The organism is Nostoc sp. (assembly GCF_036919675.1).
Lineage (GTDB): Bacteria > Cyanobacteriota > Cyanobacteriia > Cyanobacteriales > Nostocaceae > Nostoc.
The window spans coordinates 22,316-36,391 of record NZ_JBALCP010000042.1 but is presented as its reverse complement, the minus strand read 5'-3'; the positions used below and the strand labels follow the sequence as shown (position 1 = coordinate 36,391).

Annotated in this window: 16 protein-coding genes and 1 pseudogene; 7 read left to right on the top strand and 10 right to left on the bottom strand. The window is 41.4% G+C overall.

Features of this window, described 5'->3' with window-relative positions:
* Positions 1–2 precede the first annotated feature (2 nt).
* Positions 3–488 carry a DUF3368 domain-containing protein gene (locus V7K49_RS08220; RefSeq protein WP_335205168.1) on the top strand — a complete coding sequence of 162 codons (486 nt, stop codon included), beginning with the start codon at positions 3–5 and terminating at the stop codon, positions 486–488.
* A 189-nt stretch (positions 489–677) separates the two neighbouring features.
* On the opposite strand, the pseudogene V7K49_RS08215 reads toward V7K49_RS08220, so the two are convergent.
* Positions 678–761: pseudogene (locus V7K49_RS08215) on the bottom strand (phosphoribosylglycinamide formyltransferase); the annotation flags it as partial.
* 35 nt (positions 762–796) lie between these two features.
* Between V7K49_RS08215 and V7K49_RS08210 the strand changes: the two are divergent.
* On the top strand, positions 797–1,678 hold the full coding sequence (locus tag V7K49_RS08210) for a carbohydrate ABC transporter permease (protein ID WP_335205167.1): 882 nt from the start codon (positions 797–799) through the stop codon (positions 1,676–1,678).
* 117 nt (positions 1,679–1,795) lie between these two features.
* Here V7K49_RS08210 and V7K49_RS08205 read toward each other — a convergent pair whose 3' ends face one another.
* Positions 1,796–2,362 carry a thermonuclease family protein gene (locus tag V7K49_RS08205; RefSeq protein WP_335205166.1) on the bottom strand — a complete coding sequence of 189 codons (567 nt, stop codon included), beginning with the start codon at positions 2,360–2,362 and terminating at the stop codon, positions 1,796–1,798.
* 172 nt (positions 2,363–2,534) lie between these two features.
* Here V7K49_RS08205 and V7K49_RS08200 point away from each other — a divergent pair, with 172 nt between their 5' ends.
* From V7K49_RS08200 to V7K49_RS08195, 3 genes are all read left to right on the top strand, one after another.
* Positions 2,535–3,281 (top strand): ferritin-like domain-containing protein, encoded by a 747-nt coding sequence (locus tag V7K49_RS08200; RefSeq protein ID WP_335205165.1) that lies wholly within the window; start codon positions 2,535–2,537, stop codon positions 3,279–3,281.
* Positions 3,282–3,385: 104 nt separating this feature from the next.
* Entirely contained in the window at positions 3,386–3,634 is a 249-nt protein-coding gene (locus V7K49_RS34610) for a cyclic nucleotide-binding domain-containing protein (RefSeq protein WP_442948655.1), read from the top strand.
* Between the two features lie 363 nt (positions 3,635–3,997).
* The gene (locus V7K49_RS08195; RefSeq protein WP_335205164.1) at positions 3,998–4,345 is read left to right on the top strand and encodes a winged helix-turn-helix transcriptional regulator; all 348 of its coding nucleotides are present in this window, start codon (positions 3,998–4,000) and stop codon (positions 4,343–4,345) included.
* An 82-nt stretch (positions 4,346–4,427) separates the two neighbouring features.
* Here V7K49_RS08195 and V7K49_RS08190 read toward each other — a convergent pair whose 3' ends face one another.
* The 4 genes from V7K49_RS08190 to V7K49_RS08175 form a co-directional block, all read right to left on the bottom strand.
* On the bottom strand, positions 4,428–4,820 hold the full coding sequence (locus tag V7K49_RS08190) for a salt stress protein, Slr1339 family (protein WP_335205163.1): 393 nt from the start codon (positions 4,818–4,820) through the stop codon (positions 4,428–4,430).
* Positions 4,821–4,848: 28 nt separating this feature from the next.
* The gene (locus V7K49_RS08185) at positions 4,849–5,454 is read right to left on the bottom strand and encodes a vWA domain-containing protein (protein WP_335205162.1); all 606 of its coding nucleotides are present in this window, start codon (positions 5,452–5,454) and stop codon (positions 4,849–4,851) included.
* Between the two features lie 56 nt (positions 5,455–5,510).
* Positions 5,511–6,116: a vWA domain-containing protein gene (locus V7K49_RS08180; RefSeq protein WP_334873556.1), complete on the bottom strand. Its 606-nt coding sequence runs from the start codon at positions 6,114–6,116 to the stop codon at positions 5,511–5,513.
* A gap of 89 nt (positions 6,117–6,205) precedes the next feature.
* Positions 6,206–6,370, bottom strand: a complete 165-nt coding sequence (locus tag V7K49_RS08175; RefSeq protein ID WP_334866493.1) for a hypothetical protein — start codon at positions 6,368–6,370, stop codon at positions 6,206–6,208.
* A 191-nt stretch (positions 6,371–6,561) separates the two neighbouring features.
* Between V7K49_RS08175 and V7K49_RS08170 the strand changes: the two genes are divergently transcribed.
* A complete protein-coding gene (locus V7K49_RS08170; RefSeq protein ID WP_335205161.1) occupies positions 6,562–9,144 on the top strand; it encodes a PAS domain S-box protein in 2,583 nt (860 codons plus the stop codon).
* Between the two features lie 314 nt (positions 9,145–9,458).
* Here V7K49_RS08170 and obgE read toward each other — a convergent pair whose 3' ends face one another.
* Both obgE and V7K49_RS08160 read right to left on the bottom strand, forming a co-directional pair.
* Positions 9,459–10,487 (bottom strand): GTPase ObgE, encoded by a 1,029-nt coding sequence (gene obgE, locus V7K49_RS08165; protein WP_334866489.1) that lies wholly within the window; start codon positions 10,485–10,487, stop codon positions 9,459–9,461.
* A 73-nt stretch (positions 10,488–10,560) separates the two neighbouring features.
* A complete protein-coding gene (locus V7K49_RS08160; RefSeq protein ID WP_334866487.1) occupies positions 10,561–11,238 on the bottom strand; it encodes a Mo-dependent nitrogenase C-terminal domain-containing protein in 678 nt (225 codons plus the stop codon).
* 667 nt (positions 11,239–11,905) lie between these two features.
* On the opposite strand from V7K49_RS08160, the gene V7K49_RS08155 reads away from it, so the two are divergent.
* Positions 11,906–13,006: a glutamate-cysteine ligase family protein gene (locus V7K49_RS08155; RefSeq protein WP_335205160.1), complete on the top strand. Its 1,101-nt coding sequence runs from the start codon at positions 11,906–11,908 to the stop codon at positions 13,004–13,006.
* A gap of 105 nt (positions 13,007–13,111) precedes the next feature.
* On the opposite strand, the gene V7K49_RS08150 is transcribed toward V7K49_RS08155, so the two are convergent.
* Positions 13,112–13,636, bottom strand: coding sequence for a GNAT family N-acetyltransferase (locus V7K49_RS08150; RefSeq protein ID WP_335205159.1), 525 nt, complete (start codon positions 13,634–13,636; stop codon positions 13,112–13,114).
* A gap of 13 nt (positions 13,637–13,649) precedes the next feature.
* Positions 13,650–13,814 (bottom strand): hypothetical protein, encoded by a 165-nt coding sequence (locus V7K49_RS08145; RefSeq protein ID WP_334866550.1) that lies wholly within the window; start codon positions 13,812–13,814, stop codon positions 13,650–13,652.
* Positions 13,815–14,076 lie beyond the last annotated feature (262 nt).

Here is a 14,076-nt window from a genome sequence, read left to right as displayed (position 1 = left end):
GAATGCAAATTGTTCTCAATTCATCACCACTGATTTTTCTCGCTAAACTGAGCTACTTGAATCAATTTATCGAATATCCTGATGATTTCTACATTCCTCAATCTGTTGCTGAGGAAATTAGCGCTAAGTCAGATCCAGCTAGCCAATCCATTCAAACGCTAATCAACGCTGGTAAACTTCGAGTTCGTACATCCAGCCTTATAACCCTTCTCAACAGCTTAAATCAACGATTGGGTAAAGGAGAATCGGAAGCGATCGCTTTAGGGATTGAGTTGAATGCAGATTATGTTTTGTTAGACGACTCGACAGCTAGAAGAGAAGCTAAAAGACTTGGTTTGAATATCAAAGGAACGTTAGCCGTTATCAAAAAGATAAGCAAAGACGGTAAAATTAGTATTGAGAGTCTGGATAGTCTTTATCAACAGATTATTGAAATTGAGTTTAGGGTTAAGCGGTCTTTATTTGATGAAATTTTTTCTGAGGATTGAGTGTGGCAACTAGCTCATCTATAAAGCTTGCTGAAATTGCCTGTTGCTGGTTATATTCTCCGGCATAAACAGTGAGGCAATCGCAGGAACCGGGAAAACACACGCTTGATCAAGTACGTGCAGAACTAAGTTTAAGTAAAGACTCCAAGTAGAGATAATTATGAACCAAGAGCTTACCCAAGCGATCGCCTATGCTAAAATCCGATGTTCTTGAATTTGAATTCTGGCGTAGAGTATTTCTGCTGTATTATCCGGCAGTACTGATACTGCGGCTTACATAATTATTAAGCTAAGAGGAAAAATTATAGATGCCAAAAATATATACTAAATCGTGGTTGGATAATGATCCAGTAGCTGCCTGGATTTTTCTCACACCAGCACTAATTTTGCTGGGCGTTTTTATCATTTGGCCGATCGCCTATTTGTTTTACCTCAGTTTCACTGCTGGTAGTTTCACTCTAAAAGGTATTTATTGGATAGGCTTAAAAAACTATTGGCGCTTGCTACTCAACCCCGACTTTTGGCAAGTTTTGGGTAACACATTTTATTTTACTGTTGCCACCATCATTCCCAGTTTAGTTATCTCTTTGGGATTGGCAGTGTTATTAAACCGCTCTATTCCCTTGCGGGGCATCCTACGAAGTGCCTATTTTCTGCCTTCAATTATCTCACTTGTGGCAGCTGGGTTGGGATTTCGCTGGCTGTTTCAAACATCAGGGCCAGTTAACGGACTTTTAGATTTTTTTGGCATTCCAAACATACCTTGGCTAGGAGACACGTTTTGGGCAATGCCAGTAATTATTTTAATGAGTATTTGGAAACAACTCGGTTTCAATATGGTAGTTTTTTTAGCAGGGTTGCAAGCAATTCCTCCCAGTCGTTATGAAGCAGCAGATTTGGATGGAGCAAATGCTTGGCAACAATTTTGGTATATTACTCTGCCTGGATTGCGCCCTACTGTGATATTTGCAATCATCACTACCGCGATTTTTACATTGCGGAGTTTTGAGCAAGTTTTTGTGATGACTGGCGGTGGGCCACTGAATTCGACTAATTTGCTGGTTTACTACATTTACCAAGAGGCTTTTGAGCAATTTGATTTTGGTTATGCGGCAGCAGCAGCGACGGTGTTACTAGCAGTAACCTTGGTACTAGTTTATTTGCAACTGCAAACTTGGGGAGAGGAGTAGGGGGGCATACTTCGACTGCGCTCAGTAACCAGGGGGAATTTTGGAAGTTGCTAATTTATCCAGCAAATATGCAATGCCAAAAAATGTAGTGCATTCAGTTAGAAACAGCTAAAGTTTTTACTTTTTATATAGGCTGCGATATTCCCAAGGGTTAATAAATTTAGTATCACTCCAAACGCCAAGCCGTTGTTCCTTGGCTTTAGCTTCGGCTTGTTGAACTAAGTTTTTACTAGGACACTTGTTTAAATAGGGACGATACACTTTTGCTAAACCTTCTTGCAACAATACCTGTTGCACAAAAGTACCATTTTTTAAACGAATTTCGGCAATTTTACGTCCATAGCGATCACTATCGGTGATATTCAAAGTCACGCGATCGCCTCCTTGTTGCACCAGTTGTTGCACCCGTTGTTGAGCTTTCACACCCCAAGTAAATTGATTGCGATCGCTAATGCGTTTACTCTGCTTTTCTTTGTTAGTATGAGCTATTTCTGGCGCATCTAGACAAGCAAAGCGCACGGTAAAATTTTTGCCATCAGCATCTTTAACTACTATAGTATCCCCATCACTGACTCGCTCAACTGGTTCTCCAGAAGTACTGACAAAGCGATCGCAGCCGAGCAAACCCAAAATCATGATAGTTGCATAAAGCCAAAATCGCACTGGTTTAGTTAATTTATCCATTCAAACTCACCTGCATTACCTCTGTGGGATGATATTAGCAAAATGCAAAGATATATTTGTTAACTGTAGGCAATTCAAAATCCCAAATGGTAAGACGCTCTGGCAGCAACCGAATAGAAAATGCGGATTAGTATAAGAATTGTAACCTTCCAATTGTCAGCGGGAATTCCTGATGAACTTCTTGACTCACATTCTGCATCTAGCTGGTTCAGGTGTCTTTGCCTATTACTCTGCTGCTCAAATTCGTGATTTGAAAACCCGCCCCAACATCCTTGCGGGGTTTCAGTTGGCCGAATCTGGCTCTGTGCCGTTTTTATCTGCACTTAGCGATCGCGCAGCTGCCGAAGGCGATACATGGCTAGCGGAAAAACTAGCAAAACATGCATCAGATGAAACTAGGCATGGTAAAATTTTTGCCCACGCCTTACAACAGTTGGATAAACAAGTTATAGATTTCAAGCGTCAACCCCAAACTCCATCCACAAAAAAATCACAACAGCAGCGTAGTCCCTTTTTTGCAGCATTCTTTGAGGGCTACCCTCAAGAACAGCTCAAACCTCATGTGATTGATTGGGATGTGTTTATGGCTAGCACATACATTCTGGAGTTAGATGCTAGTAAAGACTTTGCGCGAATGGCGAAAGTATTACCTGATAACGAGCCAACCGCTCGGAACTTGAAGTTAGGAATGCTAAATATTGCCGAAGATGAAACTGGACATGCTGCTTATCTCTACGAAGCGATGATGCGACGGATGTCTCCAACCGAAGTGCAAAAACTCGTAGATATGTGGCGAACCCGCAAGGTAAACGCCGTGTTGGCAATGGTTGGTGGTATCCTCCAGCGCAACGGTGAAACGCGATCGCTAGTCCAGGATAGTGCGCCGTCGCAAATCGATTCTGAGTTGATAGCTACGTAATTATAGATATCTTTGCGTATCTAATGATTAACTACCCCTGGCTAACGAAAGTTTGAGTCAGGGGTTTCTACATTTCCTAGATAGCCTGAGATTTTTGACGCTTCTTGGATTTAGAGGTAATAACTATCTTTGGTGGTGAGTTCTTCGGCGAGATGGCACTGTTTACTGGGGAACCCAGTCCGGTATCAATCACCGCTGTTGATGATTTGCAAGTTCTTGTTATCTACTCAGATGCAGTAAATCTAATGATTGAACGTCAACCAAGCTTGGGGCGTGAGATCGGTCATAATTATAGAAGCTCGAAGCAAAGCGCTAAGTATGGCTCAACAGGCGGATGTTTCGTTCAATGCTGAGGTTGAATTGCCTATTAGGGTTTTGAAGTAATTGAGTATAGAAGACTTAAAACAACCAATAATCAACTCTTCCAGTATAATATAATGTTGATGAATATTTAATGCTTTTAAACACTTACTCGCCGTAGCTAAAGTTAGCTCCATCCAACAAAGAAGCATTATTTGCAGGGTTGAGACACAGTATAGAAGATGACTTTGGAGGCAGTCTTCATCTCTCATATATCTTTGCTTTTCACATTGCCAAAAAAATTTAGTCCATCAAACAGAGCAGTTAAACCTTGTGGAGTGTTGTGGATATACCTATACTTTAAACTAGCGGTACTACCCAGCAAACCCGAGTCAGGTACTTCCTAAAAACTAACTATGAAAGCTGAAGCAGAAAACAATAGCAGGCTAACTTGTGAAGTAGAAACTACCCTAAAGGTGATTGGCGGACGCTGGAAAGTTTTGATTATTAGAGAATTAATGATTGGCGTCAAACGGTTTGGTGAATTGCAACGGGCTTTACCTGGAGTTACGCAAAAGATGCTGACCCAACAACTTAGAGAAATGGAGGAAGACGGCATTATTCATCGACAAGTGTATGCTCAAATTCCACCCAAGGTAGAATATTCTCTGACGCCTTTAGGAGAAACTTTGCAACCAATTCTCTATGCTATGCATGAATGGGCTGTTCAACATTTAGCCAGAACAAATCACCATCAATATTGAGTATAGGTAATAAATAATAATTGCTAACTTATAATTTTAGATAGTAGATTTATCAGTAGGGTTTTAAATTTTGACTTATTTATTAATTGCTTCTTAAATATTCAATCGCTGCCTCTAATTTTGAGGAGTAACTTTCAGCAAACCTTTCAAACCAAAGTCCTTCAGACGAAAGTGGATCTACTTTGGCTAACCATTCTTTTGCCTGTACTTGCAAAGCCTCTAGTTGTTTGGCTTTGAGTTGTTCTTGTCGAACTCTTTCCTGTTCTAATTCTTGCTGTCTTTTTGACTCAATAGCAGCATCCTTTTCTGCAAAATCAGCCTGAACTTCTGCCAAAAGGTTATCCAAAAAAGATGCCGACTTTGGCGATGGTGGGATAAAAGATTTGGTTGTGGCTGATTTTGACTGCTGCTGTTGAGGTTGTACTTCTTTGTATTCACTTTGCAGTTCAGCTAACAGCTGATCAATGGAATCCATTTTTGTAATTCCTAATAATATAGTATAGCTAGTCATTAATGGCATTGAGCAGCACTTCCGATAGACTCAAATCTTCCATATCGTCCATAGTAATTGTGTCACAGATATCAAACTTAGCACCAGCACTTTGGAGTTCATCGTCTAAGACTTTGAGAAAGCGGGTAGCTTGGGGATCTGTGCCGACTTGAATGAAGGAAATTGCTAATTCTTCATCTCGATCAATACGGCGAGAAGCTTCAATAATCACTTTCATGACTGCTTTGCGATCGTCTGGTTCACCATCAGTAACCACTAAAATTGTTTCACCATTTGGCTTTGTTTGACCGGCTGCTTTCCGTTGTAAGTAATCATCGGTTGCGTGTTTTAACACACCTGCTAAGTCAGTTGTACCAGAGGGATCATTTTCTCGAAAAATTTGCGCTACTATGTTGGATGTCACATTTTCGTATCGCTTAAATTTACCAGAAAATACATAGATAGTGATACCATCTGGGTCAAATTGCTCACACTTACTAGCTAAAGCTAAAGTAGATTCTTGGGCTGCAACCCATCGGCTTCTACCACCCTTTTGATCTTGGGTTGCCATACTACCGCTTTTGTCGATAATCAAGGTATAGTCACGATTTTCTAGCATTCTTCAATTCTCCATTTAAAAGTTAAGAATTATTGGACTTTGGGCTGATATATGCATTAGTCAGTGATTGCGTTCGTCAATACATCTACAAGGCTCATATCTTCTAAGTCGTCTAAAGTGACGGTATCGCAAATATCAAATTTAGCGCCAACACTTTGCAACTGGTCATCCAAAGCTTTGAGGAACTTAGTTGCTTGGGCATCTGAACCTACTTGAATGATCGAAATTCCTAATTCTTCATCACGTTCCATCTGGCGAGTAGCATGAATGATGACTTCAAACACAGCTTTGCGATCGTCTGGTTCACCATCGGTGATGACTAAAATTGTCTCTCCGTTTGGCTTGCTTTTACCGGCAGCTTTGCGTTGAAAGTAATTATTTAGGGCATCCTGAAGTACACCTGCTAAGTTTGTCGTCCCAGAAGGGTCATTTTCGAGAAATATCTGTGCGACTTTGGCTGAGGTGACATCATCGTAGCGTTTAAATCTACCGGAAAACAAGTAAACAGTAATACCATCGGGGTCAAACTGTTCGGCCTTTCTTGCCAAAGCCAGAGTAGACTCTTGGGCTATCTCCCATCTACTTCTACCACCCATTTGGTCGGGTGTGGACATACTACCGCTTTTGTCAATGATTAATGTATAGTCGCGATCGCTCATCATAATATTCCGATGATTGTTACCCTGTAATTCTAGTTTAACCCCGTTTTTTTACTAGTAAGCAAGGCTTTTAAGCTTTTGTATTAATTCTGCTACTTAAAAAAACCACGCCACAGATGATGAATGCGTTGGCGTAGCCCGCCGCAGGCATCGCTAATGCATCTTTGTTCCTGGAGAGAATAAAATCTTCCTAGTCCGCAGCCGCCAATCTCCTGAAAACACCAAAAGTTAGACATTGCTTTGCTTGTTGCATCCATATTTAGTGTGGGAATAATAAATACTACTCATCTTGACACACAGAGCTAAATAAACCTGAGTTCGACAAACCTCTCCCTGCCTTGAATTTTCGTTCAAGTCTTTCCCTCTCCGACGGGCGAGAAGGGCAATTTTACGTAGTAAAACTAGAGAGAGGTTTCTTTATTGCTTAATTTTAGAGATAAATTCTGGTATGAACCATCCTAGATTTTTAGATAACCCCGCGCAAAAACAAAACACGCAGCAGCAAAACTTTTCACCGACATTTCTGCATCAAATGATCAATGGCATATCTGACCCAATTTTTGTCAAAGACCGTCAACATCGCTGGGTATTACTTAACGATACCTACTGTCATTTCGTCGGTCATAGCCGAGAAGAATTAATTGGCAAGTCAGACTATGATTTTTTTCCTCAAGCAGAAGCTGATGTGTTTCGGCAACAAGATGAACTGGTTTTCACCACAAATATTACTAATGAGAACCAGGATCTTTTTACCGATGCTCAGGGTATAACCCATATCATCTCTACAAAAAAGTCTTGCTTTGAGGATGAGACTGGTAATAAATTTCTGGTGGGTAGTATTCGAGATATCATTTTACAGAATGAAGCCGGAAAGGTTCTGGGTGTGACTGGCACACTGCGCGATCGCCAGCAAGCATCAGACCTACACCGCATTAATGCTGTGCTGCAAGCTCAACAAGAAGCTTCCATCGACGGAATTCTGATTATTGATGAAAATCGTACAGTTGCATCATTCAATCAGAAATTCTCCAAGTTATGGCAAATTCCTGCGGCACTCCTCCAGACAGGCGACGATCGCCAACTCCTAGGATGGGTAGTAGACCAACTAGTAAATCCAGACGAATTTCTGGCTAAGGTGGAGTATCTTTACCAGCATCCAGAGGAAAGCAGCCGTGATGAAATTTTCCTGAAGTTTGGAAAGATTTTTGACCGCTATTCTGCACCCGTGCGTAAACACCAAGGAGCTTGTGGTGAGACATCACCTTTAGAAGACTATTACGGTAGAATTTGGTATTTTCGCGACATTACCGAATACAAGCAAGCAGAGGCAGAACTCAGAGCTTCACAGCAAAGACTGGCGTTGCTGATTGAACAAACACCTTTAGCCATTATTGAATGGAATACTAACTTTGAGATTCAGACATGGAATCGGGCAGCAGAAAGAATCTTTGGATACACCCCAGAGGAAATGCTGGGGAATCCTTTTGAAATTATAGTACCTGAAAACGCCATAAAACACGTAAATGAGGTGATCACTGCCCTGTTAACACAACGTGGAGGAAGTTTTAGTGTCAACGAGAACGTCACTAAAGATGGCAGGACGATGGTCTGTGAGTGGTATAACAACGCGTTAGTGGCTCCTGATGGCCAGGTTGTTGGCGTTGCTTCAATGGTTCTGGACATTACAGAACGCAAACGAGCAGAAGAGGAACAGCAAAAATTTGTAGCATTGATTGAAAACAGCAGCGACTTTATTGGCATTGCTTCAATGGAAGGGCAAGTTCTCTATGTGAACCCTGCCGGACTCAAGATGGTGGGACTTAGTAGCCTAGAAGCAGCCAAAACTAAATCCTTGGTTGATTTTTATTCACCAGAAGCTTTTGTAGAATTCATCCAGCAAATTACTCCTTTGATCTTTCAACATGGTTTCTGGCAAGGCGAGTTTCGCTATAGGCATTTTCAAACGGGCATAGAAATTCCCACTGATTGCAGCCTGTTTATAGTTAAACATCCTGAAACAGGAGAGCCTTTCTGTCGGGTAGCTGTTGTTAGGGACATCACAGAACGTAAACAAGCCAAGGAAGCCCTGCTCAAGTCGGAAGCGCAACTACGACAACAAGCCGAAGAACTTAAAGTTGCACTCCGCGAACTTCAACACACGCAGACTCAGTTAATTCAAAGTGAAAAGATGTCCAGTTTGGGTCAACTAGTCGCAGGAGTGGCACACGAAATCAACAACCCGGTCAATTTTATCTATGGCAACCTCAGCCCTGCCAAGGAATACACTCAAGATTTACTTTCACTTTTGCAACTCTACCAAAGTCATTATCCTCAACCTGTGCCAGAAATTGAGGATTTTGCAGAACTAATCGAACTGGACTTTTTGAAGTCAGATTTGCCACAAATAATCAACTCAATGAACATTGGGGCAGACCGCATTCGGGAGATTGTGCTTTCCTTACGAACTTTTTCACGCTTAGATGAAGCCGAAATGAAAGCCGTTGATATCCATGAAGGAATCGACAGTACTCTGATGATTTTGCAAAGCCGCCTCAAGACTAATGACCAACGTCCGACAATTGAAATAATCAAAGAATACGGCAAACTACCGCAGGTTCAATGTTACGCTGGGCAGCTAAACCAAGTATTCATGAATATTTTGACAAATGCGATCGATGCTTTAGAAGAGAGAGTGAGGAGTGGGGATGAGGGCGACAAGCGGACAAGGAGAATAGCCATGCCCGATTCCCAATGTCCAATTTCGACAATTCGCATTTGTACCCAACTACAAGAGCCAAATCAGGTAACAATTAGAATTATCGACAATGGATTGGGAATACCAGAAGATTTTAAAAAACTACTATTTGACCCCTTCTTTACCACCAAGCCCATCGGCAAAGGTACGGGGATGGGACTTGCCATTAGCTACCAGATCATTACAGAAAGACATGGCGGTTCTTTAGAATGTATTTCGCAGCCAGGACAAGGCGCTGAGTTTTTGATTAAGATTCCCCTGATTCAGAATCAGTAAGTCGGCGCTAATATTTCAAGCTATATTAAGAAATTTAAATGTAGGGGAGCCAGTACGTTGCGGAGATTCCCAACGCAAGGGTAGCGCAGCGTTAGCAACTGTGCGTAGCGTCTGACTCGCTCTAAGCGAACGCGAACAGCGTCTCTAAGAGTTGCCATGCCGTTGGCGCAGCCTCTCGTAGAGAAGGCTTTACGCTGCGCTAACGTAATTCGTAATTTTAAGAGCTTTCATCCCGTGAGTAAAAAACAAAGTATTTCTACTACCGACAGCTACTTCCCTTCTAAAAGTAGTAATTACGAATTACGAATTAGTAATTATCTAAATACCTCCACTTCTTCAGGAACCTTGATTTGGTCGAGAATTCCCCAGATTTTTTGTAACATCGGCTCTAACCCGGTGCGAGTAACTGCTGAAATCACAAAAACTGGGGCGTAGGAGAGATGATTAAGTTGGGTAGCTAATGCCTCCAAATCGACACTTTCCCGATTAACTGCATCAATTTTGTTCAGCGCCAAAATTTGTGGGCGTTCTGCTAAACCCCGTCCATAGGCTTGTAATTCTTGCTTAATTGTGTTAAAGTCCCGAACCACATCATCACTAGTAGCATCAATTAAGTGAAGTAACACCCGCGTGCGCTCAATATGGCGCAAGAAATCATGTCCCAGCCCTGCTCCTTGAGCTGCTCCCTCAATTAGTCCGGGAATATCGGCGAAAACAGTACCATCACCAGTAGGTTTCCGCACTACACCCAAATTTGGGATGAGGGTAGTGAAGGGGTAGTCTGCGATTTTTGGACGTGCAGCTGATAAAGATGAAATTAAAGTGGATTTACCAGCATTTGGTAAGCCAATAATCCCCACTTCGGCCAAAAGTTTTAACTCCAGACGCAGCTGCTTTATTTCCCCTGGTAATCCTGGGAGGGCGTATTCTGGGGCGCGGTTACGGTTACTCAAGAAATGCTGATTTCCCAAGCCGCCTTTACCACCTTGGGCAATCCGCAAAGTTTGCTTAGGCTCAGTTAAATCCCCCAGCAATTCGCTAGTTTCAGCATCATAAATGGTTGTACCACAGGGAACTTCGATGATCAAATCCTTTCCTGCTGCTCCAGTGCAGTTATTTGGGCCACCACGAGTCCCTTTTTCTGCCTGAAAGCGATGGTTGTATCTGAAGTCTAGCAAGGTTTGCAGGTTTTCATCGGCAACGAAAAATACCGAACCGCCTCGTCCCCCATTACCACCAGAGGGGCCACCAGTCGGCACGTACTTCTCACGCCGGAAGGCGACTATACCATCGCCGCCCTTACCAGCTTCAACTTCAATTTTTGCTTGGTCGATAAATTGCATACTTAAATAATAGTGAGAAGTGAGGAGTTAGGAATTAGGAGTTAAAATTATAACTCCTCACTTCTCACTCTAACTAAATATATGGTGAAACATCTTCACCACATTTATCTGCCAGATAGGAGAGGGCGCGGAAACGTAAGCCCACCAGTTGCTCATATAACGGGTTAATTTTACACATCGGTGGGATGTGAACAATCTTACGTCCAAATAAGGTGACATCCCGCTCAAAGGGACACTGAGAGGGAATCATTTTACACAAAAAGCGGGCTACTCTTGGGTCTTGGATATCTAGCCGATCGAGCCAGTCGCGCAGGGGGTGTAGTGCATTAATTTGACGCTTTGTAAGTCTAGGGCTGGGGGTTGTTAAGTTAATTTGCAGTGGCTGTTCTAGGGTGTGGCGAAGGGCTTCGAGTAAATTCTCTGGCTGTTCTAAGGATTGGCAGAACTGTTGCAAAACCTGATCTTCGCTGGGAGAATAGGTACCATCTGCGATCGCTACCATTATCGCTGTCCTTAAGAAATTTTCCGCTGCTGGTGTACCTTTACCCAACACTGGGGCTAATTCCTCTGGCGTAATTATCTCTAGTGAGTCCCATTTAATCCCAAGAGCTAATTCATCTTTGGTGATGCTGGCAATTAATTCCTGTTCTTGAGGATCAAAATTACCATCTGCCCAAGCAATGGTGAGCAGTCCACGCAACCAAGCGGCAATCTGTTCGCTGCTGTAGGGGGATTGAACGGTACTTGTCATAAACTCACGTCTGGTAGCTTTCCTCAGTCACTACTAAGCTAGCCTACCCAGTGGCTATGAGGATGGTAGGGACAGCAGAGAAAAATCAAGAAAGTGCGATCGCACCACCAATACCAAGGGCAAACTCCTTGTGTATAAAGGTGTGTATAAAGGCGTAAACCAGAGAAATTTCCAAATCGCAACAATCGATCTTGAGGTAAAATCCGTCTGAGAGTAATCTTGAGAATTTTTATAATTAAATTTATGAATCAAATTAAAGTGATTATCGGTATTATACAAGAATTATGACTAATTCTCCTCTGAATAACAATGAAACAGACCCCATCACACCATATATAATCTCTAATTTGAAGTAGCATTTGATGCTGATAGGAGTAAGGTCACTATTGCTAAATAGTCGCATATATTCTCTTCTTTATATCAATTGGCACTAGTACCGCAAGGCGGAAGTCAAAAGTCAAAAGTATTATGGAATGGGCTTTTTAGGGATTTTAAATGGTTGCTCTATTTACGCCGTGGCGTACTAGTTAGATTAGGTTGAGCAAATTTTAGATTTTGGATTTAAAATCCTGTTGGGTAAAAACGTTTTAGCAGCCCTCGCAGTTTTAACTATGGAAAAATCCCAAATTGAGTGAGTCCAAATCATTGTAATTAAGGTAGATTTATAATGTTTTTATTTGGCATTGAGCATGAAGTCGCTTTCCTAAACAAAGAAGGAAAGTTTGCTGATTTTTCCCACACAAAATTTGCTGATTTCAATCAAATTATTGAAAGGCTACCTACATACCCCAGCGACTATCCTCAACTACGCATCGGCGATGCTGGTATTAAGATAAAGAGATGGTACATTGAGGGATTTGAAAGATTTGCAGATTCTGACAAGGTGATAGACTGTCATGCTAAAGGTATCGAAATTAGAACAACTATACATTCTGATATTCAAGGCGCTATTACTGAATTATCAGAAAGTTTTGATTTGCTACGTGAAGTTGCTGCTAACTTTGGTTTCTCACCTGTTTTGGTCAGTTTTAATCCCTACAATCTGGTTTTTAAGCCTCAACCCCCATTAAACGATTATGAAATAAAACAGCTAGAGGCTTATCCTGACGAACAAACTGCTAATATTCACATGGTGACATACGGTCCAGATTTAAATATTTCAGTGGCAGATTTGTCTACTGAAGGTGTGATTGATATTGGCAAAAAGTTAACTTATTACAGTCCTTATATCGTCCCTTTTAGTTATAGTTCCCCTTTTTATAACGGAGGTTTATGGGATGGGTTATCGGTACGAACGTTTATCAGAACCGGAAAAAGACCAGCAGCTCTGGTTTTTATTGAAAAACAGGAACAACTGATTAATAGCATACCTTCATTGACAAAAATCGCCCGCATTCCAGATGAAGTGGGACGCATCGAATTTAAGGCTTGTGATAGTTGTGATGATTTTTTAATCTATGCGGCTTTGCTGACATTATTGAAAGGTTTGGTGTTAGATAAAACTTTGCTGGGTAGAGCAACTGTACCCGATGCAGCGTTACATCAACTTTCTGCAAAAGAAGCGTTTGACAACGAGGATATTTTTGGAAATGCGACAAAAGTCTTACAAGCAGCGGAAGTCGCCTTGGGAGATGATCCAGATGTTCATTATTTAAGGCCGTTAAAAGTGCTGCTGGCGAAGCGAAAAACAAGATCCCATGAATTAATAGAAATGTTCCATCACGTAAGTTCAATAGAAGAGGTAATAAAGCAGACTTATCAAGTTTAGAGGAAATTGGGAATGGGGACTCTTAGAGGATGTTTGAAAAGTTATTCAGGTTGTCTGCAATTGGTAAAAGTTGCGTCAAGCGCAGTGGCAATTTGTACAAAAACCTCACTTGCAGGCGAAGTCCGATGTTAAGCGGTAAAACAAATGGGGTAAACTTGCGTGGATAATTTCACGCTCGTATTGAAACCCCAACTTTTCGAGAACTCTTTGTGACGCTTTGTTAGTCGTGAGAGTAAAGCAAACTATCTCTGGCAAATTTAGTAGTTCAAAACCAATTTTCAATATTTCCTTACCCATTTCTGTCGCTAACCCCTTCGCCCAGAATTTAGCTATTAAAGCGTAAGCTAATTCTACTTCATTGTTACCTTCTACATCAGTATTCCGAAGTCCAGCACGACCAACAAACTGATTATTAATTTTGTCTCTAAATACCCATAATCCGAATCCATAAAGCTGCCAATGATTCAAGTTATTTAGAATAAAAAGTCGTGTTTCTTCATCAGAACGAACACCGCCTAAAGTTGCCATAACTTGCAGGTCTTGATGCATCCGATGAAGTTCATTCAAATGTTTAAATTGCAGACGTTCAGCAACCAGACGGTGAGTAGTAAATGTATCAATTAACTGCATATTTTTCACTAAATCAATTTTTTATGAAAAGTGAATGATTGTTTGACATTGGTATAGCCCAAGCACCTGTACACAGAATGACTGCTTTAGCTTGAATGATAATATAATCTCCGTTTCTGACATCAAATCCCACCGCACCAATAGCACGTCCTTCTTTGACTAACACACGGGTTGCCATAAATCCCTAAATTCGCTGTGTAAATTTGTGTAATATAAGTACTTTTTATCGGTTTTTTGCAAAAAATCCGGTAATTTTAGCGATTTACCGGATTTTATCTGTTAAAATATTCACATGAATAAGCAGTAAACGCAAGAGCCTGCAAAAGTCTTTCTACTGGCGAGCATCCCAAATGTGTAATTTATATCAAACCCAAGGAATTGTAATTGCGATCGCAACTTAGTCCAGTGAGGCAATCGCCAGATACTACGAAACGCTACGC

Coding starts and splice junctions, on each gene's coding strand:
- V7K49_RS08220 (WP_335205168.1), top strand. CDS start 3: ATGCAAATTGTTCTCAATTCATCACCACTGATTTTTCTCGCTAAACTG.
- V7K49_RS08210 (WP_335205167.1), top strand. CDS start 797: ATGCCAAAAATATATACTAAATCGTGGTTGGATAATGATCCAGTAGCT.
- V7K49_RS08205 (WP_335205166.1), bottom strand. CDS start 2,362: ATGGATAAATTAACTAAACCAGTGCGATTTTGGCTTTATGCAACTATC.
- V7K49_RS08200 (WP_335205165.1), top strand. CDS start 2,535: ATGAACTTCTTGACTCACATTCTGCATCTAGCTGGTTCAGGTGTCTTT.
- V7K49_RS08195 (WP_335205164.1), top strand. CDS start 3,998: ATGAAAGCTGAAGCAGAAAACAATAGCAGGCTAACTTGTGAAGTAGAA.
- V7K49_RS08190 (WP_335205163.1), bottom strand. CDS start 4,820: ATGGATTCCATTGATCAGCTGTTAGCTGAACTGCAAAGTGAATACAAA.
- V7K49_RS08185 (WP_335205162.1), bottom strand. CDS start 5,454: ATGCTAGAAAATCGTGACTATACCTTGATTATCGACAAAAGCGGTAGT.
- V7K49_RS08180 (WP_334873556.1), bottom strand. CDS start 6,116: ATGATGAGCGATCGCGACTATACATTAATCATTGACAAAAGCGGTAGT.
- V7K49_RS08175 (WP_334866493.1), bottom strand. CDS start 6,370: ATGGATGCAACAAGCAAAGCAATGTCTAACTTTTGGTGTTTTCAGGAG.
- V7K49_RS08170 (WP_335205161.1), top strand. CDS start 6,562: ATGAACCATCCTAGATTTTTAGATAACCCCGCGCAAAAACAAAACACG.
- obgE (WP_334866489.1), bottom strand. CDS start 10,487: ATGCAATTTATCGACCAAGCAAAAATTGAAGTTGAAGCTGGTAAGGGC.
- V7K49_RS08160 (WP_334866487.1), bottom strand. CDS start 11,238: ATGACAAGTACCGTTCAATCCCCCTACAGCAGCGAACAGATTGCCGCT.
- V7K49_RS08155 (WP_335205160.1), top strand. CDS start 11,906: ATGTTTTTATTTGGCATTGAGCATGAAGTCGCTTTCCTAAACAAAGAA.
- V7K49_RS08150 (WP_335205159.1), bottom strand. CDS start 13,636: ATGCAGTTAATTGATACATTTACTACTCACCGTCTGGTTGCTGAACGT.
- V7K49_RS08145 (WP_334866550.1), bottom strand. CDS start 13,814: ATGGCAACCCGTGTGTTAGTCAAAGAAGGACGTGCTATTGGTGCGGTG.